Here is a 26199-nt window from a genome sequence, read left to right as displayed (position 1 = left end):
TTGTCTCCGTTTGCTTTATTTTTGATAGCTTCCAGCGCTTATCCAGAAAGCGCTAGCGCCATTTTTTATCTATATCCAGGGCGTTGTGCTGCTCATCCCCGGGGGTGGGGTCAAACCGCTTCGGGCGACGCAATCTCTTGGTCGATGGCGCCAAAAATGCTGGAGCCGTCCTTGCCCTTGACTTCGATGCGGATGGTGTCGCCAAACTTCATGAAGTCGGTGCTGGGCTTGCCGTCCTGGATGGTCTCGATGCAGCGCTTTTCGGCAATGCAGCTATAGCCCTTAGGCCATTCCATGCGGCCTTTTTGCTCCACACCCTTGTTGCTGACGGTGCCGCTGCCCACGATGGAGCCCGCGCGCACGTTGCGCGTCTTGGCAATGTGGGCGATGAGCTGGCCGAAGTGGAAGGTCATCTCGGGGCCTGCATCGCACATGCCGACCTTGCGGCCGTTCCAGGTGGACTGCACGGTGAGGTTCAAGCGGCCCTTGTCCCAGGCGTCACCCAGTTCGTCCAGCGTCACGGCCACGGGGCCAAACGCGGTGGCGGGCTTGCTCTGGAAGAAGCCAAAGCCCTTGGCCAGCTCGGCAGGAATCAGGTTGCGCAGGCTCACGTCGTTGGCAATCATCACCAGGCGGATCCCATCGAGCGCCTGCTCGGGCGTGGCGCCCATCTTCACATCACCGGTGACGACGGCGATTTCCGCCTCAAAGTCGATGCCCATGGCTTCGCTGGGCACCACCACCGGGTCGCAGGGACCAATGAAGTCGTCGCTGCCGCCCTGGTACATGAGCGGGTCGGTGTAAAAACTCTCCGGCACTTCGGAGTTGCGCGCTTTTCGCACCAGTTCGACGTGGTTGATGTAGGCCGAGCCATCGGCCCACTGGTAGGCGCGGGGCAGCGGAGCCATGCACTGGGCCGGGTCAAACGGGAAGGCATGGCGCGCGCGGCCGCTGTTGAGCTGGTCGTACAGGTCTTGCAGCTGGGGCGAGAGGAAGCCCCAGTCGTCCAGCACCTGCTGCAGCTTGCTGGCAATGCCGGTCGCATAATGGGCCGTGCCCAGATCACGGGAGACCACAACCAGTTGGCCGTCGCGCGAGCCGTCTTTGTACGTAGCGAGTTTCATGGTGGCAGGACCTTTGTCTCTCAAAGTAGATGGGCACCAAACCGGATTTCGACATTCGTATTTCCTAGCGAAATTACGATTTGGTAAATTGATTTAACTAAACAAAACTCGCAAATTCTAGTGCACATGGACAAAGAACGTGCAGGCATCCAGTCGGTAGAAGTCGGATTTGCCCTGCTGGAGGGGCTGACCCGCGCACGCGGCCCTTTGATGCTCAAGGACGTGGCTGCCGCAGCAGGCATGAGTGCGGCCAAAGCGCACCGCTACTTGGTGAGCTTTCAGCGCTTGGGGCTGGTCACCCAAGACAGCCGCACCGCCCGCTACGACCTGGGCCCCGCCGCGCTCCAACTGGGCCTGGCGTCGCTTGCGCGGCTCGATGCGATGCGGCTGGCGCGCGAGCGGGTGCCCAGCTGGATGGAGACGATGGAGCACACCCTGGCCCTGGCCGTGTGGGGCAACCACGGCCCCACCATCGTCCACTGGGAGGAATCGCCCCAGGCCGTCACCGCCAACCTGCGCCTGGGCGACGTGATGCCACTGCTGTCGTCCGCCACTGGGCGCTGCTTCGCGGCCTACATGCCGCCTGATGCCGTGGCCCCGCTGCTGCAGCACGAGCTAGCCCAAGCCGCCAAGCTGCGCCGCACCGATCTGCCCGCCACCCTGCCCGAGGCCCAGGCCATGCTGGCCGAGGTGCGCGAGCGCGGCATGGCCCGGGTGGTCGACACGCTGCTGCCCGGCATCGTCGCTTTCTGCGCCCCGGTGTTCGATGCCGATGGCCACCTGGCGCTGGGCATCACCACGCTGGGCTCCCTCGCCACGTTTGACCCCGAATGGGGCGGCGCGGTGGAAGCGCCGCTGCGCGCCGCAGCAGCCCAGTTGTCTGCCGACCTGGGCGCGGGCTGCGCATGAGGGCCACGACACCACAACCCCGCCACCTGAGGCGCTGATGCCACGGCGCACGCTGCTGGCCCTGACGGCGCTGGTGCTGGCACTGCACTGGCTGGTGCTGCACGGCATTCCCCTGGCGTGGGAAGGCCCCACCACCCCTGCGGGCAAGGTGTTCAGCACCCGCAGCGTGGCCGCGCCCCCACCAGCAGCGGCCCTGCCACCACCCAGCCAAGCCAGCCCGGCCGCAACCCCTGCGGCGGCGCTCCAGGCGGCCAAGCCGCGCCCTGCTCCGCCCAAACGCTCTCCAGCCCAAAAGGCTCCAACGCCCTCGGGGCAGCCCCCCGAGCCTGTTGACGCCACGCTGGTCACAGACACCGCTGCCGACGGGCCTGCGGCGGCCGAACCCGCAGCCAACGCCGAGGCCGAGCTATGGGCTGGTGGCGCAAACGCCCCAGGCACGCCAGCTTCCGCAGCCGCCCCGGACATGGCCGCCCCTGCGGCCTCTACCCCCCAGCCCGCAGCCAGCGCGCCCCCGGCCCAGGCCAGTGCGGAAGGCTCCGGCGTAGACATCACCCCACCAGGCGGGCAGCCAGGCGATGGCGCGAGCACCGCAGCGCCCCCCGTGCGCTTGCCTGCGCCCGTCAAACTGGCCTTTGACGTGGCAGGGCAAGCCAAGAAATTTGACTACCAGGCCCGCGCAGAACTGGTGTGGCAACACGACGGCGCCCGCTACGAGGCGCGCCAGGAGATCAGCGCGTTTTTGGTGGGCTCGCGCACCCAGCGCAGCACCGGCATGGTCACGCCCCAGGGCCTGCAACCCGAGCGCTTTGGCGACCGCAACCGCAGCGAACGCGCCGCCCACTTCGACTACACCCGGGGCCGTGTCACCTTCAGCGCCAACACCCCAGAGGCCGCCGTGGGCCCTGGCGCCCAGGACCGCCTGAGCGTCTTCATCCAGCTCGCGGGCCTGCTGGCCGCCACGCCCGAGCGCTTTGTGCCCGGCACCCAGCTGACGCTGACCACCGTGAGCGCCACCAGCGCTGACCGCTGGACCTTCACCGTGGAAGCCCCTGAAACCCTGACCCTGCCCGCAGGCACCCTGCCCACCCTCAAGCTGCAGCGCCTGCCCCGGCGCGACTACGACCAGAAAGCCGAGCTGTGGCTGGCCCCCAGCATGGGCTACCTGCCCGTGCGCATCAAGATCACCCAGGCCAACGGCGACTTTGCCGACCTGCGCCTGCGCGCCAGCGGCCCGCCCTGAACGGGCGAGTACAACCAACCCTGTTGCGCAAAAGCGCAGCGGGGCAGCAAAAAATCATCTCCAGCCTGAATGCCATGCCGATTCATGGAATACTGGTTGCGAGCCTGCGAATGCCGTTTCAGGGGTGCTGCCCTTGAACTCTGCTCACCCGCTGTCATCTGTCTTTTGTATCGACTGGGGGAACACCATGCAAATGCTCTACGACTCTGAATCCTTTGTGGTGGTCCACATGCTGCCTGACGCCGTGGAGAAATCGACCCAGGCGCTCAACGACACCGCGCCCCCCAAACCCCAACTGTCCCGCCACGGCTTTGAGATCGTGGACAAACGCTCGGGCAAAGAGGTGTACCTGGACGGCTCCTGGGCCGAAATGTTCCAGGAGCAAATCCTGGCCTGGCAGCGCGACACCCCTACACAGGAAGAAGTGGAAGACGCGCTGGACCGCTACGCCGGGCTGGCGCAGAACCCGGTGATCGTGCACTGAGCGGCGTAGCGCCCAGTCCGGGCGGCTCGCCTGCCTTCACTCCGCTGCGCCTGCTGACGCTTCTGGCGGGTAGATCCGCCGGTACAGCGGCGCCACCAGCATCAACACCGCCATCAATCGGCACACCTGGAAGGCCGTGACCACTGGCACGCCGAGTTGCAGCACCTTGGCGGTGATCGACATTTCGGCAATGCCGCCGGGTGAGGCGCCCAGCACCATCGTGGCCCAGGGCAGGCCCGTGCCCCAGGCCAGCAGAGCGGCAAAGGCGGCGCACACGGCCATCAACCCCAGCGTACCGACCGCCACCGTGGCCAGCCAGCGCGGGGCGGCGCGCAAGAAATCGGCCCGAAACCGCACGCCCAGGCTCACCCCAATCACCAGCTGCGCCGCATTGACCAGGCCTTGCGGCACGGCCGACAAGGTGATGCTGGCCATGGTGAGCCCCATGGAGACCAGCATGGCGCCCATGAACCAGGGGTTGGCGCGGCCCAGCCGGTCCATCAGCAGCGCGCCAGCGCCAGTGAGGGCGCCCAGCAGCACCAGCCCCTGCCAATCCACCACGCGCACCGGGGGCGCCAGCACATCCAGGCCATGCAATCCACTCCACTGCAGGGCCAACGGAATGGTGAGGGTGACGATGAGCAGCCGCAGGCTATGGCTTGCCGCGACCAGGTCGGTGCGGGCGTTTTCGCGCTCGGCTAGCAGCGTCATCTCTGATGCAGCGCCGATGGCCCCGGCAAAGTAGCTGGTGGCGCGCAGCATGGGCGCGGGCACACCGTGCATGCGTGGTGCATGCAGCCGGTACAACCAGGCACCAAAGCCCCAGCCCAGCAGCAGCGCCCACCCAATGCCCAGGACAATGGCCCACCACAGGCTGCCTACCAGGGCAGTGACCTCAGGCGTGAAGTACAGGCCCAGCGTGGCGCCAATGGTCCACTGCCCGGCATTGCGCAGCGGGCCCCAGCTTTCGGTGGGGGCGCCGCCAATGGACAGCAGCGAGGTGACCACCAGCGGCCCCAGCATCCACGGCAGCGGGGTGTGCAGGGCCACGCAGGTGGCGGCTGCGGCCCAGGCCAGCAGCAGGGTCAACAGGGTGTGGAGAAAAAATCGAACAGACATGGACACGACGGGGGCCAAAGAGCCCGTCGAGTATCGCGCCCACCCAGTCCGCCATGGGCCTGGAGGGAATGCCCACCCGTCAGGGCTGCCATCGCCATGCGGTACGGCCTGCGCTGCAATGCGCACACCAATTCACAATCAAATCCACCCCTAGCGCTTACCCAATAAGCGCTAGCAGCTATACATTCAATAGCATCAACCCACGCGGCGGCGGGCGGCCATCTCCAAGCCCATGGCATGCAGGTCGCCCTGGGCCAGCAAGGCCTGGGCACAGGGGTAGGCGGTGCCCTCTTCGGCCTGGATGTGCTGCTGGTAGCGCTGGGCGAACTGGTCGATCCGGGCCTCGTCCTCGGACCCCAAGCCTGCGGCAGCCCCATCGGCCAGGGCCTGCAGCGCACCCCGGGCAGCAGCCCAGTCGGCGGCCATGCGGACGTGGTCGTGCTGCAGTTGCTGCACCAACGCCACGACCGAAGGCGCGCCCTGCGCCAGCAGCAGCGGGAACACATGCAGCTCCTCGTCCTGGTGGTGCAGGGGCGCAGCGATGTCAAAGTAACGCAGCACATCGCGCGCGGCCTGGCGGGCAGCTTCGTCAGCGGCTTGCTCGCGCACATACGCGCGCAGCCGCTGCAACAGGGTCAGCGTGCGCTCCACGCGCTCGTGGCAAGCCTCCAGCATCGCAAAGGGTTGTTCAAACCCCACGGCGGGGGTGTTGAAACCGGGCAGGCCTGCAGACGTTGCCATACCAGCCCCTAGCCCAAGCGCACAGGCTGGCCCTGGCGGTCGAAGGGGATGAACCCATCCATGGCGCCGCGCTTGATGGCATCGACCATGCGCTGCAGGGGGGCCTCGGCATCGGCGCTGGTGGGCGCCTGGTTCAGCGTGCCGGACATGGCGGCCGCAAACACCATGACCCAATCGTGCCCCGGCGCCGTGAACTGCTGTGCCTCGGCGACCAAGGCGGCGAACGAGGGCAGCTCTTGCGGGGTCTTGTCCACGCACATCAGCGGCACCAGGGCCCCGCCCTGCCCTTGTTCAAAGCGGGCGCGCTGGGCTTCGGTGGCGTCGTCTGGCAGCTCCACACCGGCAAACACAAACAGCAGGCGCTGGGGCTCGGGCTGCTGGCGCGCAGCCACCAGCAAGTCGTCAAAGGAGGCAATATTCATGGGGGTCTCTTCAAAATCCGTCGGTCACATCAAAACCCGGGCAGGATACCCCGGTGCTCATCGAGCGTGCTCACATAGCTGCTGGCTGCGGGCCGCACGCGGGCGGCCTTGCGCGAGACCACGGTGCCGATGCTCACAAAGCACAGGGCCTGCTCATCGCACCCTAAGCGGAACAGCGCGCGCAGGCTGGCCGCCTTGAGCGCCTTGCCGCTGGTGAGCGCCGAGCCAAACCCCTGCGCAGTGGCCATGAGCAGCATGTTCTGGATGGCACAGCCAGCCGACACCAGGCGCTCGGCCAGGTCGATGTCGGCGTCGCCACGCGCAGCGTCCACCACCGCCAGCAGCAGCACAGGCGAGCGGTAGGCCTTTTCGCGGGCCTGTTCGATTTGTTCGGGCGTGGCCTCTGCGTCGCGCTCCTGCAATGCCAAAGCAAACACGTCGGCCAGTAGGGTGCGGGCGGTGTCGGGCACCAGCACAAAGCGCCAGGGCTGCAGTTGCCCATGGTCAGGCGCGTGGGCTGCGGCCTCCAAAATCGCGGCCAACTCCACCACGTTGGGGCCAGGCGCGCCCAGGCGCTTGGGCAAGATGGTTTGCCGCGACTGGATCAGCGCAGCGGCCATCGCGGCCGTGTCGTCCGGGCCTGCAGCAGCCTCGGGCGCGGCGGGGCCTCGCCCACTGCGGTCTGCAGGGGCTATAGATGCGGATGCAACGGCACCGCCACGTGCACCACCCAGTGCGCGCCCAGACGGCGTTTGGGGCGGCATCGGTTTGAGGGGCCAAGGGATGACAGACATGCAAGATCCTCCGCTACATCATTTCAGCCAGGGCGGCCATCGGGACGCAGGCGCCCATACCAGCGCGCCAGCCGCACACCCCAGGCCCCCATGGTGGCCGCCCAGGTGCAGGCACTGGCCAGCAGCACCCAGGGCAACCACACGCCAGGCAGGCCGGGCACCGTGCCCCCTATGCGCAGCAGCGTGGCCGCCTGCAACAACCAAAACAGCGACCACGCGATGCGATCAGCCACCAGCGCGCGGCCACTGTGGCCGCAAGACACCCGTGTGACCATGGCCAGCATGAGCGATGCCAGGCACCCCATGGACAGCGCATGCAACGCCCCAAGCCCAAGGCCGCCCAGGCCCCCAGCCACCGCCAGCCACTGCGCCGCGCCGCCCAGGACAAACGCCACGCCCAGCCACAAAAAGCCAATGTGCAGCATGGCCAGCAACTTGTTCTTGAGGCTTTGCACCAGCCCCCACACCCAGGCCAGCCAAACCAGCACGCAGCCCACGGCCACCTGCAAGCCGCCGTGCACCAGGGCCCACGCCGGGCCTGCGGCGCTGGCCGACACCCCGGCAAACTCCAGCCAGGCCGCCAGCACCTGCATGGCCGCCGCCGCCAGCATGAGCCACAGCACCCAGAAGGGGCGCCACGCCTGCACCATGGGCATGGCGCTGGAGGTGAAAAACGGAATCATGCGGTGCGCCACCGTGACGTAGACCACCACCACAAAGCCCCACAGCGCGGTGAACACGCAAGCACGGGCCAACGCATGCGCCTGCCACACCATCGCGAGTGCCACCCCAGCCGCACTCAGGGTACCCACCACGCAGGCCGTGGCGATGGCGCGGGCGTGCAGTTGGTCTTCAGCCTGGCTCAGGCGCACACGGCCCCAGAACTGCGCCGTCATCCAGCCCAGCCCCACACAGGCCAGCAGCAGCCCTGCCAAGGCCAAAGGGGCCCCCAGGTGCGCCCCCGCCAGCCACAGCAGCCACCCACCCGCCTGCAAAAACAACACGGTGCGCAAGGCAGACACGGGCAAGGGGTCTACCCCCAGCCACTTGGGGCCTGCCGTGAAGAGAAAGCCCGCAAAGTACAACGGAATGAAGCCCAGCACCATCACCGTGGCATGCACCAGCGTGGGCGACAAGGCCAGGGCCTGCGCGTACCCCAGCCCCCACCAGCCGGTGGCGCGGTCGACCTGCACTGCCAGCCACCAAACCGCCGAAGCCACCAGCACCACCATCGCCAAAAAGAAGCTGAGCCGGTGCGGCGCCAGCATGAGGTACTGCCAGCGCCAGCGCTTGTCGAGCTGGGCCAGCACCTCAGGCGATGGCTTGCCCGAAGCCACTTTCAGCGCAATGGTGGGGCGGGGGTTGTTCATCCACAGCTCCCCAGGTGACCGCATTGCGTGCAGTAGTCGCAGCCGTCCTTGCGGATCACGGCATGGGCGCCGCACTCGCTGCATTTTTTGCCTGCCATGGCGGGGGGCATGCCCAGGGGGGCCTCGGGCTCGTCCAGCGGCAGCGACTGCTGCTGCGGCTCGGCCACGCGGCGCGCCAGGATGTTTTGCACCGCAAAGGCAATGGCAGCCACTTCCGAGTCATGCCACATAGGCACCATGGCGCCGTCCGCACGCTGGTGGGTGCCCAGGCGCACAGGGCCTCGGTCCCACGCGACCTTGCGCATGTCGGACAAAGCCCGCTCCAGAAAACCGCCACGCGCAGCCAGCGACAACAGCCGCATGCTGGAGGTGATCCACTGCTGCGATTCGCCGCTTTGGCCCACGGGCATGAAGAACTCGATGGCGCGGTCTACTGTTCCGCTGCCCACGCCCGTGGGCACGGGCAGGAAGGACACGATGATGTACAGCGTCTTGTGGCCCTCTTGCGTCCAGTACTCCACCTTTTCGGCCACGGCCGAGAGCCCGCCCTTGGGGCGGCTCTCAATCACCGTGCGCATAGGGTCGACCGGCGGGGCGGACACCGCTGCTGGCGCGGGTGCCGCAACGGGGGCTGGCGCAGGGGTCGTCACCTCCAGCACCGAGCCCAAGATGGCGTTGGGCCGGTAGGTGGCCAAGCCCTTGAGCCGCGCGCGCCAGGCCTGCAGGTACAGGTCCTTGAAGTCCTCGTAAGGGTAGTCCGCCGGGATGTTCACGGTCTTGGAAATGGCCGTGTCCACAAACGGCTGCACCGCTTCCATCATGGCGATGTGGTCCTGCGCGGACATGGCCAGGGCCGACACGAAGTAGTCGGGGAGCGCGTTCACATCTCCACCGCCATCGCGGTACAGGCGCCAGGCGTGGTCTTCCACCGCGTATTCGCTGGTGCTGCCATCGGCCTCGCGCTTCTTGCGCTTGTACATCCACGAGAACGGCGGCTCGATGCCGTTCGATGCGTTGTCGGCAAACGCCAAGCTCACCGTGCCCGTGGGCGCGATGGACAGCAAATGGCTGTTACGGATGCCGTGCTTGCGAATGCTCTTTTGCAAGGCCGCAGGCAAGCGGCTGGCAAAGGTGCCCGAGGCCAGATAGCCCTCGGCATTGAATTGGGGGAAAGCGCCCTTCTCTTGCGCCAGTGCCACCGAGGCCTCGTACGCCGCGTCCCGCATGCGCTCGGCAATGCGGGCCGCCAGGGCACGGCCCTCGGGCGCGTCGTAGCGCTGGCACAGCATGGCCAGGGTATTGCCCATGCCGGTAAAGCCCACGCCAATGCGGCGCTTGGCCATGGCCTCATCGCGCTGCTGCGGCAAGGGCCAAAACGTCACGTCCAGCACGTTGTCGAGCGCCCGCACCTGCAGCGCCACGGCCTGCTCAAACGACTCAAAATCAAACGCCGCCACACCGCCACGTCCAAACGGGTGGCGCACAAAGCGCGTGAGGATGATGGGCCCGAGGTCGCAGCAACCGTAGGAGGGCAATGGTTGCTCGCCACAAGGATTCGTCGCTGCGATCTCTTCGCAGTAGTGCAGGTTGTTGTCTTCGTTGATGCGGCCCAAAAACAGGATGCCCGGCTCGGCAAAGTCGTAGGCCGATTTCATGATCGTGTCCCACAACTCGCGCGCAGGCACGGTGGTGTAGACCCACAGGCCATCGGCGCGCTGGTGTGCGCCCTGCGCTTGCAGGGCTACGCCGGGGCGGGCCTTGTGCACCAGCGCCCAGGGGGCGTTGGCCTGCACGGCCTCGATGAACGCGTCCGACACGCCCACCGATACATTGAAATTGTTCCAGCGGCCCGGCGTGCGCTTGGCCGTGATGAACTCCTTCACGTCGGGGTGGTCGATGCGCAGCACGCCCATCTGTGCACCGCGCCGCGAGCCTGCACTCTCGACCGTCGAGCACGACTGGTCGAACACATTGATGTAGCTGCAGGGGCCAGACGCCATGGAGTGCGTGCCCTTGACTTCCGCACCCCGTGGGCGGATGCGAGAGAAGTCATAACCCACGCCACCACCACGGCGCATGGTTTCTGCGGCTTCGCGCAGGGCTTCGTAAATGCCGGGATAGCCTTCATCGTCCACGCCCTGGATGCAGTCGCCCACGGGCTGCACAAAGCAGTTGATGAGCGTGGCCTGGATATCGGTGCCCGCCGCACTCATGATGCGGCCTGCGCCGATGGCGCCGGCATGCAGATTGGCGAGGAACAGAGCCTCGTACTTTTCGCGCAACTCGGGGGCCTCGACCGAGGCCAGCGCACGCGCCACGCGGCGGTACAGGTCTTCCACACCGGTCTCGCCGGGCTTGAGGTATTTCTCGCGCAACACATCCAGGCTGATGGGTTGCAACGCAGACAGAGGGGAGGGAATGGAGGGGGGTGTTTCGCGCTTCATGGCTCGGAATGATTCAGGGTTACCTTGTTGGCGGTCTTGCGCTCCGTCAAGAAGGCTTCAAGGCAGAGACCTGCCTTTGCGCGCAACCTGCGAAGACGGCAATCCCTAATCCAGCAGCACCTGACCATCGTGCTCCACGTAGGGGTGGTAGGGACCAGTGCCACTGTTGTCAGCCCGTGATGCCGGCACGAAACCACCCGTCTGCACATCAAAGACGTGGACTTCACCGTCTTCGATCACGTAGTGCCAGCCGTGCAGGCTGATCTGGCCACTCTGCACACGGCTGCGCACCATGGGGTACTCCATCAGGCGTTCGAGCTGAAGCACCACGGCACGCTGCTCCGTGCGGCGCAGCGCCTCGGGGCCCGGCTGCACGGGCAGCAAGGCCTCGCGCCCCAGGTCCAGCCAACGGTTGAGATTGGGGGCCTCGGGCGAGACCTCACCATACATGGCCTTGATAGCCCCACAGTGACTGTGGCCGCACACGATGATGCGGCGCACCTGCAGATTGAGCACGGCGAATTCGATCGCCGCGGTGGTCCCGTGGTGCCCGTGCGATCCGTCATACGGCGGGATGAACGCACCCACATTGCGCACCAGAAACAGCTCGCCCGGCCCGGCGCCCGTCAGCAGGTAAGGCACCAGGCGCGAGTCCGAGCACCCGATGAACAGCGTGGTCGGGTGCTGCCCCTCATCGACCAGGGTCTGGAAGGTTTGCCGGTATTGCGGAAACGCGTCGTCGTGGAAGCGCCGCAGCCGGGCTAGCAGTTCATCGGGCATACAGTTTTTGCAGTTCGTGACGCCAGTTACAGCTACTGAACCAGCGGTGACTCTGCAGCGTCGAGCGACACACCTTCCACCACGGCCGCGCCTGCCAGCAGTTGCAGATATTGGCGCAGCGCGTTCACCCAGGCCTGTTGGCGCAGGGTGAGCGCGATGGCCTGGCGCACTTCCTCAAACGAGGGCTGCTGCCCGGGGTCGCGGGCCACCACCTCCACCACATGCAGGCCAAAGCGGCTGTGCACCAGGCGCGCCAGCACACCGATCTCGGCGCCGCCAAACACCTCGCGGGCGAACTCGGGGGCGCAATCGGCGCGGGTGAGCCAGCCCAGGTCGCCGCCCTGCTGGCCACTGGGGCAGTTGGACCACTGGGCGGCTGCCTTGGCAAACTGGGCGCCGCCATCGTCCGCGCAGCGCAGTTCGATGAGCAAGGCCTCGGCCCGCAGGCGCAGCTGCTTCACATCCACGCCCGGCGTCACGGCAAACAGCACATGGCGCAGTTGCGCACGCTCCCCCTGGGCGTGTGCCGCAGGGTGGGCGTCGTGGTAACGGCGGCAGGCTTCTTCTGAAGGATCAGGGAGGTCCAACTCACGCTCCAGCAACTGCTCAATGGCATTGGAGGCCTGGACGCTGATGGCCCCCTCGACGCCCGGCACATCGCTCGCGGGCAGCAGACCCGCCTGTTGCGCCGCCTGGCGCAGCAGCTCGGTACATGCGCGCTGGCGCAGGGCCTCTTCGTCCAGCAACTCGTGCGGGGCGTTGAGGGCCACGCCATTGATGCGTGCCATCTCGGCCACCACCGAGCCCATGCCCCCCATGGCGCCAGCTTGTGCTGCCTGGGTGGCTTGCTGGGGCGCATCGGCCATCGTTGCCACCAGGGCCTCGTAGGCCGCTGTCTGCGTAGGGGTCAGCGTGCTGGCCGTGGCCGCAGCGCTGCTATCGGTGGAGCTGCAGCCGCAGCTCCCGGTTCCACATCCGCTCATGGTGTACTCCTTGGATAGGTGGGTTTCAGGCACGGCGGTCTTGCGACTGCATGTGGCCTGCGGGCAGGTTCAAGCGGCGCGCACGCACCACCTGGTAGGGACGCAGCACATAGGCCAGCGTGCCAAAGCCGCTCCACACGTGCACCAGGCGGGTGAACGGGAAGATCAGGAAGATGCTCATGCCCAGGAACATGTGGGCCTTGAAGATCCAACCGGCTTCGGCCAGCAGCTCCACCCCCCCACTGCGGAAGGTCACCACGCGCTGGCCCCACTCGGCCAGCTTCATCATCATGGAGCCGTCCAGATGCTGTGCGGACAGAGGGATGGTGGCCAGGCCCAGCGCCAGTTGCAGCCACAGCAGCACCAGAATCAGGATGTCGCTGACCTTGGACGTGGCGCGGATGCGCTCATCCGACAGGCGGCGGTGCAGCAGGATGGACAGGCCGATGAAGCCCAGCGTGCCCGCAATGCCACCAGAGACCATAGCCATGAGCTGCTTTGCACCCGCGCTCATGAAATGCTCATACAGAAAGTGCGGCGTGAGCATGCCCACGGTGTGGCCGAAGAACAGGAACAGCACGCCGATGTGGAACAGGTTGCTGCCCCAGCGCAGGCTGCCGGTGCGCAGCAGCTGCGACGAGTCGCTCTTCCAGGTGTACTGGTCGCGGTCAAACCGCGCCCAGCTGCCAATGAAGAAAACGGCCAGGCAAATGTAGGGATAGATGCCAAACAACAGGGTATCGAGCCAGGTGGTCATGCTGAGACTCCTTCTGGTGCCCGCTCGGCGCGGGGGGTACGAACAAAATGCATGGGCTGCGGCTGGTCAGGCTTGGCCTGGCCCTGGGTGCTGCAACCCCCAAACGCTTCGGGCTCGGCCCACACCTCGTCCATCTCGGGCTCGGGGGTGAGCGCCACCGACTGCACACGCTGGCCCGACACTTCGAGCACGGCTGCGATCACGCTGGCGTAGGGGCTGTTGCGCGCGACCAGTGCGCTGAACAGTGCATTGAGGATGTGGGCCATTTCGCCCAGGAACTCCTTGGCCACTTCGGGCGGCTGGGTGGAGGCGAACTCCAGCACCACCGGCAGGTGGTCGGGCAGCTCGTCGGCCTGGAATTGCAGGCCGGCCTTTTCATAGGTCTGCATCAGGTCGATGAGCGCCGGGCCGCGGTCGCGCGAGTCGCCGTGCACATGCTCGAACAGGTGCAGAGAGGTCTGGCGGCCCCGGTCGAAGTTGTCCACGTAGCGGGCTTCGGCTTCCAGCGGGTCGAGTGCTGCAAGGTGCTGGCACACGGCTTCGAGCTCGGCCATGCGTTCGGTGGTCAGGGCCTGCTCCACCTGCAGCGCGTCGATGAGCTGCAGCATCACGCTGCGCAGTTGCGCATCGGGGTAGCTCAGCAGGTAGCCCAGGGCGCGCAGGGTCAGGCGCACAGAGGTCGGGTTCTTCTTGAACATGGTGGTTTCCTTGTTTTCAGTGGCCCATTGCGCCAGTTGTGAACTGAGGCGAATGAGACTGGCGCAGTGGTATCGCGAGGACGGCCAGCAAGGGCCGCCCCGCAGCAAAGGCCGTCGTCCCCCTGGAGGGGGAAGGCGCGAAGCGACTCAGGGGGTGTTTCATACCGTGGCTTTGATGGGAATGGTCCGCGGCTTCTTGCCACCGAACATGCTGGTCTCGGTGGCGCCGTCCGAGCAGCCGTTTCCAAACGAGAAGCCGCAGCCGCCACGGATGTCGAACGCGTTTTCGGCGTATTCACGGTGGGCCGATGGGATGACGAAGCGGTCCTCGTAATTGGCAATCGCCATCACGTGGTACATCTCCTCCACCTCGGCCATCGACAGGCCCGCTTGCTTGAGCACGGCCAGGTTCTGGCGCTGCTCCACATGCTTGTCGCGCTGGTAGGTGCGCATGGCCAGCATGCGCTCCAGCGCCCGCACCACGGGGCCGGTATCACCGGCGGTGAGCAGGTTGGCCAGGTACTGCACGGGGATGCGCAGCTGCGACACATCGGGGATGTCGCCATTCACGCCCACATGGCCTGCGTTGGCGGCGGCCGTGATGGGCGAGAGCGGAGGCACATACCAGACCATGGGCAGCGTGCGGTACTCGGGGTGCAGCGGCAGGGCCACCTTCCATTGCACGGCCATCTTGTAGACCGGGCTGTTGCGGGCGGCGTCCATCCAGCTGTCCGGGATGCCGTCGATGCGGGCTTGCTTGATGACATGGGGGTCATTCGGGTCCAGGAAGATGTCGAGCTGGGCCTGGTACAGGTCGCGGTCGCGCTCCACGCTGGCGGCTTCCTGGATGCGGTCTGCGTCATACAGCAGCACGCCCAGGTAACGAATGCGGCCCACGCAGGTTTCCGAGCACACGGTGGGCTGGCCCGCCTCGATGCGGGGGTAGCAGAAGATGCACTTCTCGGCCTTGCCCGATTGCCAGTTGTAGTAAATCTTCTTGTAGGGGCAGCCGCTGACGCACATGCGCCAGCCACGGCACTTGTCCTGGTCGATCAACACGATGCCGTCTTCCTCGCGCTTGTAGATCGAGCCGCTGGGGCACGATGCCACGCACGCCGGGTTCAGGCAGTGCTCGCACAGGCGCGGCAGGTACATCATGAAGGTGTTCTCGAACTGGCCGTAGATGTCCTTTTGCACATCGTCGAAGTTCTTGTCCTTGCTGCGCTTGCTGAACTCGCCGCCTAGGATTTCTTCCCAGTTCGGGCCCCACTCGATCTTCTCCATGCGCTTGCCGGTGATCAGGCTGCGCGGGCGGGCCGTGGGTGCGGCCTTGCTTTCAGGGGCCGACTGCAGGTGGTCGTAGTCGAACGTGAACGGCTCGTAGTAGTCGTCGATCTGCGGCAGGTTGGGGTTGGCGAAGATGCGCATGAGCAGCTTCCACTTGCCGCCCTGGCGGGGCGCGATGGAGCCGTCCGGGTTGCGTACCCAGCCACCGTTCCACCTATCCTGGTTTTCCCATTCCTTGGGGTAGCCGATGCCGGGCTTGGTCTCGACGTTGTTGAACCAGGCGTATTCCACCCCGGGGCGGCTGGTCCAGACGTTCTTGCAGGTGACGGAACAGGTGTGGCAACCAATGCACTTGTCCAGGTTCAGCACCATGCCGATTTGTGCGCGAATTTTCATCGTGTTTCTCCTTGTCTTCGGCTTCAGGCGTGGGCTGCCGTGCTGGAAACGGGCTCGTCGTCAAGCCAGTCCACGCGGTCCATCTTGCGCACCAGCACGAACTCGTCGCGGTTGGTGCCGATGGTTCCGTAGTAGTTGAAGCCGTAGCTGTACTGTGCGTAGCCACCAATCATGTGGGTGGGCTTGAGCACGATGCGCGTGACCGAGTTGTGGATACCGCCACGGGTGCCGGTGATCTCGGAGCCGGGGGTGTTGATGATCTTCTCTTGCGAGTGGTACATCATCACCATGCCGGGGTTCACACGCTGGCTCACCACCGCGCGGGCCGCAATGGCGCCGTTGGCGTTGAAGAGTTCAACCCAGTCGTTGTCCACGATGCCAGCGACCTTGGCGTCGTCTTCGCTCAGCCACACCACCGAGCCCCCCCGGTTCAGCGTGAGCATCATCAGGTTGTCGCTGTACGTGCTGTGGATGCCCCACTTCTGGTGCGGCGTGATGAAGTTCAGCTGGATCTCTTTGTTGCCATTGGGCTTCTTGCCTTCGACTTCGTGCAGCGTCTTCAGGTGCACCGGTGGGCGGTAGCTCACAAAGCCTTCGCCGAAGTCACGCATCCACGGGTGGTCCTGATAGAACTGCTGGCGGCCCGTGAGGGTGCGCCATGGGATGTACTCGTGCACATTGGTGTAGCCCGCGTTGTAGCTGACCTTCTCGCTTTCCAGTCCGGACCAGGTGGGTGAGCTGATGATCTTGCGCGGCTGCGCCTGGATGTCGCGGAAGCGGATCTTCTCGTCCTCGCGGTGCAGCGCCAGGTGCACATGGTCGCGCCCGGTCTGCTTGCCCAGGGCTTCCCAGGCCTTGCAGGCTACGTGGCCATTGGTTTCGGGGGCCAGCATCATCACCACTTCGGTGGCGTCAATGTCGGTCACGATGCGGGGCATGCCCTGCGTCACGCCCTCTTCCTTCACGCGGCCGTTCAGGTCGCCCAGCTGGCCGACTTCGGTCTGCGTGTTCCAGCCGATGCCCTTGCCGCCGTTGCCGGCCTTGTCCATCAAGGGGCCCAGGGCGGTGAAGCGCTTGTACAGGTTGGGGTAGTCGCGCTCGACCACGGTGACCTGCGGCGCGGTCTTGCCGGGGATGAGTTCGCACTCGCCCTTCTTCCAGTCGCGCACGCCATAAGGCTGGGCCATTTCACCGGGGGTGTCGTGCATGATGGGCGTGAGCACCACGTCCTTCTCGACGCCCAGATGGCCCACGCTGACCTCGCTCACGGCCTTGGCGAAACCCTTGTAGATCTCCCAGTCGCTCTTGGCCTGCCAGGCAGGGTCCACCGCTGTGGACAGCGGATGGATGAAGGGGTGCATGTCGCTGGTGTTGAGGTCGTTCTTCTCATACCAGGTGGCCGTGGGCAACACGATGTCGGAGTACAGGCAGGTGGTGCTCATGCGGAAGTCGAGCGTGACCAGCAGGTCCAGCTTTCCTTCAGGTGCGTTGGTGTGCCACTGCACTTCTTCGGGCTTGGCTTCGTCTTTGCCCAAATCCTTGCCCTGCACGCCGTGGGTGGTGCCCAGCAGGTGCTTGAGGAAGTATTCATGCCCCTTGCCCGAACTGCCTAGGATGTTGGAGCGCCACACAAACATGTTGCGCGGCCAGTTGTCGGGATGGTCCGGGTCCTCGCAGCTCATCGCGAGGCTGCCGTCCTTGAGCGACTTGACGACGTAGTCCTTGGCATCCATGCCCTTCGCCGCAGCATCTTTGGCCACCTGCATCGGGTTGGTCTTGAGCTGGGGGGCCGATGGCAGCCAGCCCATGCGCTCGGCGCGCACGTTGTAGTCGATCTGCGCGCCGTGGTAAGCCTTCTTGTCGGCCAGCGGCGAGAGGACCTCTTCCATGCCCAGCTTCTCGTAGCGCCACTGGTCGGTGTGGGCGTAGAAGAAGCTCGTGCTGTTCATCTGGCGGGGCGGGCGGATCCAGTCCAGCGCAAAGGCCAGTGCCGTCCAGCCGGTCTGGGGCCGCAGCTTTTCCTGGCCCACATAGTGCGCCCAGCCGCCACCGCTCTGGCCAATACAGCCGCACAGCATCAGCATGTTGATGATGCCGCGGTAGTTCATGTCGCAGTGGTACCAGTGGTTCATCGCCGCGCCGATGATGACCATGGACTTGCCATGCGTCTTGTCGGCGTTGTCGGCGAACTGGCGCGCCACGGTGATGATCTGGTCGCGCGGCACGCCCGTGATCTTTTCCTGCCAGGCAGGGGTGTAAGGGCGGTCGGCGTCGTAGCTGCCGCCGGGCTCTTCACCGGGCAGGCCCCGGTCAATGCCATAGTTGCCCGCCAACAGGTCGAACACGGTGGCGACCATCACCTTGCCTTGGGCTTCGTGCCCGGCCAGCTCCAGGTGGGACACCGGCACGCGGCGCACCATCACGTCGCCACCTTGTTCGTTGGCCGTGAAGTTGGGCGTTGCCACTCCGCCAAAGTACGGGAAAGCGACATCGGCAATGTCGTGGGCCTGCTCGCCATCTTCGATCACCGACAGCTTAAGCTTGACGGTGTTGCCCGTGCGGGCTTCCTTGTTCTCCAGGTTCCAAAGGCCCTGGTCGGCGCGGCCATCGGCACCCCAGCGGAAACCAATGGAGCCGTTGGGCAGCGTGACCTGGCCCAGCTCGTCGTAGCCCACGGTCTTCCAGTCGGGGTTGTTGGACTGGTCAAGCTGGCCGGGGAAGTCGCTGGCGCGCACATAGCGGTCGGGCACCATCACCGTGCGGCCATCGGGCAGTGTCTTTTCCTTGAGCACCACCAAGAGCGGCAGATCGGTGTAGCGGCGCGCGTAGTCATCGAAGTAGGTGCTGCGGCCCTTGCCGCCGTCCTTGAAGTAGAACTCCTTGAGGATGACGTGGCCCATGGCCATGGCAACGGCAGCGTCGGTGCCCTGCTTGGGGTGCATCCACAGGTCGCCCAGCTTGGCCACTTCGGAATAGTCGGGCGTGATGGAAACGACCTTGGTGCCCTTGTAGCGCACCTCTGTCAAAAAGTGGGCGTCAGGCGTGCGCGTCTGGGGCACGTTGGAGCCCCAGGCAATGATGTACGAGCTGTTGTACCAGTCGGCCGATTCGGGCACGTCGGTCTGCTCGCCCCAGGTCTGCGGGCTGCTGGGAGGCAGGTCGCAGTACCAGTCGTAAAAACTCATGCACACGCCGCCGATCAGGCTCAGGTAGCGGCTGCCAGCGGCGTACGAAATCATCGACATCGCCGGGATGGGCGAGAAGCCGATGATGCGGTCAGGACCGTGCTTCTTGATCGTGTAGACATTGGCCGCAGCGATCATCTGGTTGACTTCTTCCCAGGTGCTGCGCACAAAGCCGCCCAGGCCGCGCTGCTTTTGCCATTCGCGCTTGGAGGCATCGTTCTCGACGATGCTGGCCCAGGCGTCCACCGGGCTCTTGGCCAGGGCGATGGCGGCGCGCCAGTGCTTGAGCAGGCGGCCGCGCACCATGGGGTACTTCACGCGGTTGGCGCTGTACAGGTACCAGCTGTAGCTGGCGCCGCGTGCGCAGCCACGGGGTTCGTGGTTGGGCAGGTCGGGCCGGGTGCGGGGGTAGTCGGTCTGCTGGGTTTCCCAGGTCACGATGCCGCCCTTGACGTAAATCTTCCACGAGCAGGAGCCCGTGCAGTTCACGCCGTGGGTGGAGCGCACGATCTTGTCGTGCGCCCAGCGGTCGCGGTAGGCGTCTTCCCAGGTACGGTCTTCGCCGTTGGTTTCGCCGTGGCCTTGGGCGAAGGTCTCGCGGGGCTGCGAGAAGTACGTGAGGCGATCCAGAAAATGGCTCATCGGGGGCTCCTTGTTCTATAGGGGGTGTGCGGACGGCTCAGGCGGCCATCAGCAAGGCATCTCGGCGTTCTTGCGCGCGTAGTACCACCAGGTGACGACGATGCAGACGGCATAGAAGACTGCAAAGCACCACAGCGCGGCATTGGGGGTGCCCGTCAGGGCGATGGAGCTGCCATAGCTCTTGGGAATGAAGAACCCGCCGTAGGCGGCCATGGCGGCCGTGAAGCCGAGCGTGGCGGCACCCAGGGTGTTGCCTTCCTTGTTGGCCTGGGCCAGGGCAGCAGGGTCGTGCTTGTCCACGCCGCGCAGGGCCTCGGTCAGGAAGATCACAGGGATCATGCGGAAGGTGGAACCATTGCCAATGCCGGTGGTGAGGAACAGCACCAGGAAGCACACGAAGAAGCCAGAGAACTGCCCTTCGTTGCCTGCGGATGGCAGGAACACCGTGACGCCCATCACGGCGATGGCCATGACGATGAAGTTCCACAGCGTGACGCGTGCGCCGCCGAGCTTGTCTGCCAGCCAGCCACCAAAGGGGCGAATCACAGCGCCCACCAGCGGGCCCAACCAGGCATAGGCCAGGGGGTTGATGTTGGGAAACTGGCTCTTGATGAGCAGCGGGAAGCCTGCGGCATAGCCAATGAACGAGCCGAAGGTGCCCAGGTACAGCACGCACATCAGCCAGTTGTGCTTGCGCTTGAAGATGGCGGCCTGCGCAGCGAACGAGGCGCGCGCGTCGGCAATATCGTTCATGCCAAACCAGGCGGCCAGCGCGGTGACTGCGATCCATGGCACCCAGATGAAGGCGGCGTTCTGCGTCCAGACCTGCACGGTCTGGCCGTTCTTCACAATGGTCTGGCCTTCGCCACCAAAGATACCGAAGATGCCGGCTGTGACGACCAGCGGGCTCAGGAACTGCACCACCGACACGCCCAGGTTACCCAGGCCGGCATTCACGCCCAGCGCCGAGCCCTTGCGCTCCTTCGGGAAGAAGAAGCTGATGTTGGCCATGCTAGAGCTGAAGTTGCCGCCGCCCAGGCCGCACAGCAGCGCCAGGATGAGCATGGTGGGGTAGGCCGTGGTGTTGTCCTGCACCGCAAAGCCGATGCCGATGGCGGGGATCAGCAGAGAAGCGGTGGAGATCGCCGTCCAGCGGCGGCCACCGACCAGCGGCACCATGAACGAGTAGAAGATGCGCAGCGTGGCGCCCGAGAGCGCGGGCGCTGCGGCCAGCCAGAACAGCTGGTTGGTCGAATACTTGAACCCGAGGCCCGGCAGGCTCACGGCGACCACGCTCCAGACCTGCCAGATGGCAAAGGCCAAGAACAGCGCGGGCACCGAGATCCACAGGTTGAGCTTGGCGACGGCTTCGCCTTCGCGCTCCCAGAAATTCTTGTCCTCGGGTGTCCAGAGGGTGAGCAGACGCCCCTGGCGCCCGCTGGTGGTGGTGGCAGACATGGTGAGGTTCCTAGAAAAATCAGCGGTTACCGGCTTGGGCGGCACCTTGTGCGCCCATGACGCGGGTGTTGCGCACTTCGGTGAAGTACATCCAGATGAGGGAGACCCACACCACGCCGTACATCAACATGAAAGCGCTGGAGCGGATGCCCGTGAGGTCCATCAGCGCGCCAAACAGAATGGGCAGGATGAAGCCGCCCATGCCACCGGCCAGACCCACGATGCCGCTGATGGCGCCGATGTTTTGCGGGTAGTCGTCGCTGATGTACTTGAAGACGCTGGCCTTGCCAAAGGCCCAGCAGATGCCCAGCAGGAACATGAGACCGGTGAACACATACACATTCAGACCCAGGTGGAAGGTCTTGGCGCCGTTGACGGTGAGGATGGTGAAGTCGGTCTGCGGATAGCTCAGCAGGAACAGGCAGATCCAGCTCACCCACATCACCCACCAGGTCACGCTGTGGGCGCCGTACTTGTCGCTCAGCATGCCGCCGATGGCGCGCAGAACGCCGCCGGGCAGCGAAAAGCAGGCGGCCAGCAGTGCCGCCACACGAATGTCCAGGCCGAACTCGCCCACGTAGTACTGCACCATCCACAGCGACAGCGCCACGTAGCCGCCGAACACGATGCTGTAGTACTGGCAGTACTTGAGCACCTTGGGGTCCTTCAGCGCCTTGAGCTGGTCGGTGAACTTGACGTTGCTGGGCACCAGGTGGGCCGGGTCGCTGTAGCTGAAGCACAAGAACAGCACCAGGGTGCCCAGCATGATGGCCGCGTACACCTGCGGCACCATGGTCCAGCCAAAGGCCACCAGCAGCACCGGGGCCACAAACTTGTTGACGGCCGCACCCGAGTTGCCCGCGCCGTACACGCCCATGGCCGTGCCCTGACGCTCCCTGGGGAACCAGCGCGCTACATACGGCGTGCCCACAGAGAACGAGCCCCCCGCCAAGCCCACGAACAGGCCGATGGTGAGGAAGTGCCAGTATTCGGTGGCGTAGCTCATCATCCAGATGGCGGGCACGGTGGTGGCCATCACAGCGGCCATCACGATGCGGCCGCCGAACTTGTCGGTCCAGATGCCCAGCGGCACCCGCACCAACGAGCCCGTGAGCACGGGCATGGACATGAGCAACCCGAACTGCGTGGAGTTCAGGTTGAGCATCTTTTTGATGGGGATCCCGATGACGCCGAACATCATCCAGACCATGAAGCAGACCGTGAAGGCAAAGGTACTAACGATCAGTACCGACCAGGCTTGACGGGTGCGCTGGGGGCTGTTGCCCGTGGGCAAATTGGCTTGTGCCATGGCGCGATTCCTCTCTTTGGGTATGAGAGGAATGGTCGCGCGACAAGCCTGCTTTGCACATCCTTCGCTAGACCAGCCGGAGGACGGCAGAAGAACTATCGCCGCGCCGGGCGGCATCGTCCGAAAGGACTATGCCCAAAGACAAGACACACCCACAACATCAAAAACGATAGCAGCTAGCGCTTTATCCACGGGATTTGCAAAACAAAAAAGCCTGCAACTCCCGTCAAGGAAGCGCAGGCCGCTATCAATTCAATTGCAAACAAAACAAGGCCTGGAGCGCAGGCCTCAGAACCTATTTTCAGTAGTCGGCACGCTGCCGGTCTGAGGCATACACCGCTGCCTGCACGCGTGAGGTCAACCCCAGCTTGCGCAGGATGTGTTGCACATGGATCTTGACCGTGGTCTCGGCGATGTCGAGGGCGCGGGCAATTTCCTTGTTGCTCAGGCCGCGGGCGATTTCACGCAGAACATCCTCCTCGCGGGGGGACAAGGGCGAACCAGTCTCCTCGCCGACAGCCGGCGGCGCTTCAGTCACGGCGGTGCGCGGCGCCGCATCCATCACAGGAGCGCCCTGGGCCTGAAAGGCAGCAACCAGCTTGCCCATGAGTTCGGGGCTGACCACGGGCTCACCGCGCGCTGCGCGGCGGATGGCCTGCGCCAGCAGGTCGCCATCGATGGTCTTGAGCAGATAGCCTTGCGCGCCATTGCGCAGGGCGGTGGCGAGGTCCTGCGAATCCTCGCTGACAGTGAGCATGAGCACCCGCGAGTGCGGGGACACCTCGCGCAGGCCGCGAATGGCGTCCACGCCCATCACGCCAGGCAGGTGGTTGTCCAGCAGGATCACGTCGGGCTGCAGGCGCGGCACCAGGCGCAGGGCTTCGGCCGCATCGCCCGCTTCCCCCACCACCTCCAGCCCCGCATCCTGCCCCAACAAGGCAATCAGGCCCCGGCGAAACAGGGTGTGATCGTCCACCACAAACAGGGTCAAGGGGCGGTCAGCAGCGGCAAGGGTCACGTCAAAAGCTCCTGGTGTACAGCGGGCGCAGCGGGCACCAATGCCGGGGCAGGCGTCGCCACTGGGGCGGGTGGGCGCGGGCTGCTGGGCAGCTCAATGCACACGCGCGTGCCCTGGCCAGCCTGTGAATGTACTTGCACCACGGCACCGATGCGCTGTGCGCGCTCGCGCATGATGCCCAACCCCACATGCACCGAATCGGGCGGCACCTGCGCGGCTTCAAAGCCGATGCCGTCGTCCTGCACTTCAAAGCGCCAGCGGGGGTGGCGCTCCACGCGCAATGCCACCCGGCTGGCGTTGGCATGCTTGCGCACGTTGGACAAGGCTTCCTGCACCATGTGCAGCACCTGGATCTGCACATCGGGCGGCAGCGGCAGGCCGTGGCCCGACATGGCGAGCGTGGCAGCCATGCCCGTCTGGTGCTCAAACTTGGACAGCGTGGCACGCAGCGCGGTTTCAATGTCCTCCTCGCTGGTGCGGGTGCGAAAGTGCACCAGCAGCTCACGCACGTCGCTGTAGCACTCGCGCACGCCCACATCCAGCTCGTCAATGCTGCGATCGCGCTTGGTGGTGTCGCCCTTGGTCACCGCATCGCGCAGCAGCTGGGTCTGTATTTTCAGGAAAGCCAGCGACTGGGCGATGGAGTCGTGCAGTTCGCGCGCAATCATGCTGCGCTCTTGCGCCACAGCGGCCTCGCGCTCCAGGGCCGTGGCACGCAGGCCTTCCATGGCGCTGGCCAGGTGGCGCGTCATGGCCTCCAGCAACTCGCGCAGCTCGTCGTTCAGCACCACCGGGGAGCGAAAGAACAGGTCCACCTCGCCCAGCACGCGCTGCTGCATTTGCACGGGGATGGTGACCATGGTCTCAAACCCGGCCTCGCGGCAGTGGGGCAAAGCGACGGCCGATGTGGGTGTGATGGGGATGACGCGGGTGCGCGCTTTTTCCTGTGGCTGGCCGCAGTGGCAAGCGCCGGTGTGCAGGCAATGCTCTTGCTCGGCCATGGCTTTGGGCAGCCCATCGTTGGCCAGCAGCACATAGCGCTCGTTGGCTTCGTCCGACCAGCGCACGGCCACCGCATCGGCCCCGGCCACGCGCCGGATCTGGCGCACAAAGCCGTTGGCCAACGCCTGCAGGCTGCCAGCATCCGAGGCCAGTGCGCTGACCTCGTACAACGCGGCCAGCCGCTGGTTTTGCACGGCAATGCTGGCCGTCTTTTCTTGCACTTTTTGCTCCAGCCCCTCGTGCGAGGCCTGCAGCGCGTGGGCCATGAGGTTGAACCCCGCAGACAGCTGGCCGAATTCGTCATCGGACTCGATGGGTAGTCGCGCGCCCAGATCCCCCTGGCGCAAGCGGGCCTGGGCATTTTGCAGCCGTGCTACCGGGTTGATCACCAGCAGGTAACTCACCGCCATGAAGGTCACGGCCGCCGCTATCGCCAGTGCCATCATGCACAGCTGAAACAAATGCAGAGCAGCCGTCCACCCTGAAATTTGTACCTCGATGGTCTCCACAAACTGGTCCACCTGTGCCACAAAGTGGTCGGCCTGCGCCAGCGCCTGCACCCGGTCCGGGCGGGGCTCCTGCGTCCACTGGCGGTGCAGGCTGGTCCATTCCGTGCGGATGGCCTCAAACCTGGGGCGCGTCTCGTCGCCCCAGGGCACAAACAAAGGGCGGGCCGGGTCACCGGTGCGCAGCAGCTCCAGGCTGGCGTCAAACTCTTTGGCGCGCTGTTGCACGGCTTGCACGGGTTCCGTCTGCAGCACCAGCACCATGCGCAGCATGTTCATGCGCAGGCGCCCCGCCTCGTTCACTGCGGCGGCACCGCCCTCCAGTTTCCAGGTCACCCACAGGGTGAGGCCTATGGAGCCCAGGGCCACCAACAAGAAGCCGGCCCCCAGCGCCAGCAGCTTTGCGGTCAAGGATGGAGAGGTTCGCATCGCCGCAGTGTAAGCATGCCCCCTTGGGGACTCTTGACCCAAGTCAAGAAACAACCGCGTAGCATTTGCGCATGCGTTCACTGTTTTCCCGCTCACGCCCCCATTCTTCGTCCGCCCTCCCTCTGCTGCGCCGCGCCCTGGGTGCCGTGGTGATAGGTGCCAGTTTGGCCGGCTGCGCCCACCGCCCCCCCAGCGCCACCGGCACGCAATGGCCCCTGGTGCTGCGCACCGTGCTGCCCGCCGATGTGCTGCTCCTGGGTGAGCAGCACGACGACCCGGAGCACCAGCGCATGCAGCACGAAGCCGTGAAATGGCTGGCCATCCGCAACCAGCTGGGCGCGGTGGTGCTGGAAATGGCCGAGCGCGGCACCAGCACGGCCGCACTGCCCACGTCAGCCACCCCCGCCCAGGTGCAAAGCGCCCTGCAGTGGCAAGAGGCGGCTTGGCCCTGGGCGCAGTACAGCCCCGCCATCATGGAAGCCGTGCGCGCCGGAGTGCCCGTGCTGGGGGGCAACCTGCCCCGCAGCCAGGCCCGCAGCGCCATGCGCGACCAGGGCCTGGACCAGGCCCTGCGCCCCGAGGCCCTGGAGCGGCAGCGCGAAGCCATCCGCGAGGGGCACTGCCACTTGCTGGCGCAAGCCCAGGTGCCGGGCATGGCACGCATCCAGATCGCGCGCGACAAGGCCATGGCCCAGACCCTGGCAGAAGCCCAACGCAGCCCAGGTACCACCGCCTTGCTGATCACTGGCGCAGGCCACACGCTGCGCACCGCTGGGGTGCCGGTTCATTTGCCCAAAGACCTGACCGTTCGCATCGTGGTGGCGCTGCAGCAAAAAGCCCCCGCGCCCAAAGGAGCGTCCCGCGAAACCCAAGAGGCCCAGCCCTCCCACAGCCAACAAGCCACGGCCGACGCCGTGGGCCGCCTCGTCCCGGCAGACGCAGACCTGGTCTGGACCTCACCCTGGCGGGATGCGCCCGACCACTGCGAGGCGCTGCGCAAGCAGCTGGAATAACGCCACCTTGGCATCCAAACACAGGCCAAAGAGCCCGCCAAAGTAGCCCCGCAGCGCCAAGCCACCGCCGGTGCTGCGACAATGTGGCG

At 65.6% G+C, this 26199-nt stretch carries 21 protein-coding genes; 4 read left to right on the top strand and 17 right to left on the bottom strand.

Annotated features, from left to right (window positions below; genetic code table 11):
• Positions 1-110: 110 nt before the first annotated feature.
• Positions 111-1124, bottom strand: a complete 1014-nt coding sequence (locus C8C98_RS09980) for a fumarylacetoacetate hydrolase family protein (protein WP_121454131.1) — start codon at positions 1122-1124, stop codon at positions 111-113.
• Positions 1125-1250: 126 nt separating this feature from the next.
• Between C8C98_RS09980 and C8C98_RS09975 the strand changes: the two genes are divergently transcribed.
• From C8C98_RS09975 to C8C98_RS09965, 3 genes are all read left to right on the top strand, one after another.
• A complete protein-coding gene (locus tag C8C98_RS09975; protein WP_121454130.1) occupies positions 1251-2033 on the top strand; it encodes an IclR family transcriptional regulator in 783 nt (260 codons plus the stop codon).
• Between the two features lie 37 nt (positions 2034-2070).
• Positions 2071-3273 carry a DUF3108 domain-containing protein gene (locus tag C8C98_RS09970; protein WP_121454129.1) on the top strand — a complete coding sequence of 401 codons (1203 nt, stop codon included), beginning with the start codon at positions 2071-2073 and terminating at the stop codon, positions 3271-3273.
• 187 nt (positions 3274-3460) lie between these two features.
• Positions 3461-3757, top strand: coding sequence for a DUF3567 domain-containing protein (locus C8C98_RS09965; RefSeq protein WP_121454128.1), 297 nt, complete (start codon positions 3461-3463; stop codon positions 3755-3757).
• A 36-nt stretch (positions 3758-3793) separates the two neighbouring features.
• Here the strand turns inward: C8C98_RS09965 and C8C98_RS09960 are convergent, their stop codons facing one another.
• The 16 genes from C8C98_RS09960 to C8C98_RS09885 form a co-directional block, all read right to left on the bottom strand.
• Positions 3794-4876: an AbrB family transcriptional regulator gene (locus tag C8C98_RS09960; RefSeq protein WP_121454127.1), complete on the bottom strand. Its 1083-nt coding sequence runs from the start codon at positions 4874-4876 to the stop codon at positions 3794-3796.
• A 195-nt stretch (positions 4877-5071) separates the two neighbouring features.
• On the bottom strand, positions 5072-5617 hold the full coding sequence (locus C8C98_RS09955; RefSeq protein ID WP_121454126.1) for a hemerythrin domain-containing protein: 546 nt from the start codon (positions 5615-5617) through the stop codon (positions 5072-5074).
• An 8-nt stretch (positions 5618-5625) separates the two neighbouring features.
• On the bottom strand, positions 5626-6039 hold the full coding sequence (locus C8C98_RS09950; RefSeq protein WP_121454125.1) for a ribonucleotide reductase subunit alpha: 414 nt from the start codon (positions 6037-6039) through the stop codon (positions 5626-5628).
• A 29-nt stretch (positions 6040-6068) separates the two neighbouring features.
• Entirely contained in the window at positions 6069-6833 is a 765-nt protein-coding gene (locus tag C8C98_RS09945; protein ID WP_121454124.1) for a nitroreductase family protein, read from the bottom strand.
• Between the two features lie 23 nt (positions 6834-6856).
• Positions 6857-8203, bottom strand: a complete 1347-nt coding sequence (locus C8C98_RS09940; protein WP_121454123.1) for an NnrS family protein — start codon at positions 8201-8203, stop codon at positions 6857-6859.
• Positions 8200-10647: an adenosylcobalamin-dependent ribonucleoside-diphosphate reductase gene (locus C8C98_RS09935; protein WP_121454122.1), complete on the bottom strand. Its 2448-nt coding sequence runs from the start codon at positions 10645-10647 to the stop codon at positions 8200-8202. The genes C8C98_RS09940 and C8C98_RS09935 overlap by 4 nt, the downstream gene beginning before the upstream one ends.
• A 105-nt stretch (positions 10648-10752) precedes the next feature.
• Positions 10753-11427 carry a carbonic anhydrase gene (locus tag C8C98_RS09930; RefSeq protein ID WP_121454121.1) on the bottom strand — a complete coding sequence of 225 codons (675 nt, stop codon included), beginning with the start codon at positions 11425-11427 and terminating at the stop codon, positions 10753-10755.
• A 32-nt stretch (positions 11428-11459) separates the two neighbouring features.
• The gene (locus C8C98_RS09925; protein ID WP_121456173.1) at positions 11460-12245 is read right to left on the bottom strand and encodes a peptidylprolyl isomerase; all 786 of its coding nucleotides are present in this window, start codon (positions 12243-12245) and stop codon (positions 11460-11462) included.
• Positions 12246-12435: 190 nt separating this feature from the next.
• Positions 12436-13167, bottom strand: coding sequence for a respiratory nitrate reductase subunit gamma (gene narI / locus C8C98_RS09920; RefSeq protein ID WP_121454120.1), 732 nt, complete (start codon positions 13165-13167; stop codon positions 12436-12438).
• A complete protein-coding gene (gene narJ, locus C8C98_RS09915) occupies positions 13164-13865 on the bottom strand; it encodes a nitrate reductase molybdenum cofactor assembly chaperone (RefSeq protein ID WP_121456172.1) in 702 nt (233 codons plus the stop codon). Before narJ ends, narI begins: the two co-directional genes overlap by 4 nt.
• 159 nt (positions 13866-14024) lie before the next feature.
• Positions 14025-15548, bottom strand: a complete 1524-nt coding sequence (gene narH / locus C8C98_RS09910; RefSeq protein ID WP_121454119.1) for a nitrate reductase subunit beta — start codon at positions 15546-15548, stop codon at positions 14025-14027.
• A 23-nt stretch (positions 15549-15571) separates the two neighbouring features.
• A complete protein-coding gene (locus C8C98_RS09905) occupies positions 15572-19375 on the bottom strand; it encodes a nitrate reductase subunit alpha (protein ID WP_121454118.1) in 3804 nt (1267 codons plus the stop codon).
• Positions 19376-19423: 48 nt separating this feature from the next.
• Entirely contained in the window at positions 19424-20833 is a 1410-nt protein-coding gene (locus tag C8C98_RS09900; RefSeq protein ID WP_121454117.1) for a NarK family nitrate/nitrite MFS transporter, read from the bottom strand.
• A gap of 19 nt (positions 20834-20852) precedes the next feature.
• Positions 20853-22142 (bottom strand): nitrate/nitrite transporter, encoded by a 1290-nt coding sequence (locus tag C8C98_RS09895; RefSeq protein ID WP_121454116.1) that lies wholly within the window; start codon positions 22140-22142, stop codon positions 20853-20855.
• A 301-nt stretch (positions 22143-22443) separates the two neighbouring features.
• Positions 22444-23160, bottom strand: coding sequence for a response regulator (locus C8C98_RS09890; RefSeq protein ID WP_121454115.1), 717 nt, complete (start codon positions 23158-23160; stop codon positions 22444-22446).
• A complete protein-coding gene (locus tag C8C98_RS09885; RefSeq protein WP_121454114.1) occupies positions 23157-25097 on the bottom strand; it encodes a type IV pili methyl-accepting chemotaxis transducer N-terminal domain-containing protein in 1941 nt (646 codons plus the stop codon). Before C8C98_RS09885 ends, C8C98_RS09890 begins: the two co-directional genes overlap by 4 nt.
• Before the next feature lie 71 nt (positions 25098-25168).
• Between C8C98_RS09885 and C8C98_RS09880 the strand changes: the two genes are divergently transcribed.
• Positions 25169-26110: a ChaN family lipoprotein gene (locus C8C98_RS09880; protein ID WP_121454113.1), complete on the top strand. Its 942-nt coding sequence runs from the start codon at positions 25169-25171 to the stop codon at positions 26108-26110.
• The last annotated feature ends 89 nt before the right edge of the window (positions 26111-26199 follow it).

Origin of the sequence: Acidovorax sp. 106, from assembly GCF_003663825.1 — a bacterium.
Classification (GTDB): Bacteria; Pseudomonadota; Gammaproteobacteria; order Burkholderiales; family Burkholderiaceae_C; genus Acidovorax.
The sequence above is the reverse complement of the archived record's forward strand: the minus strand, read 5'-3'. Positions and strand labels throughout refer to the sequence as shown.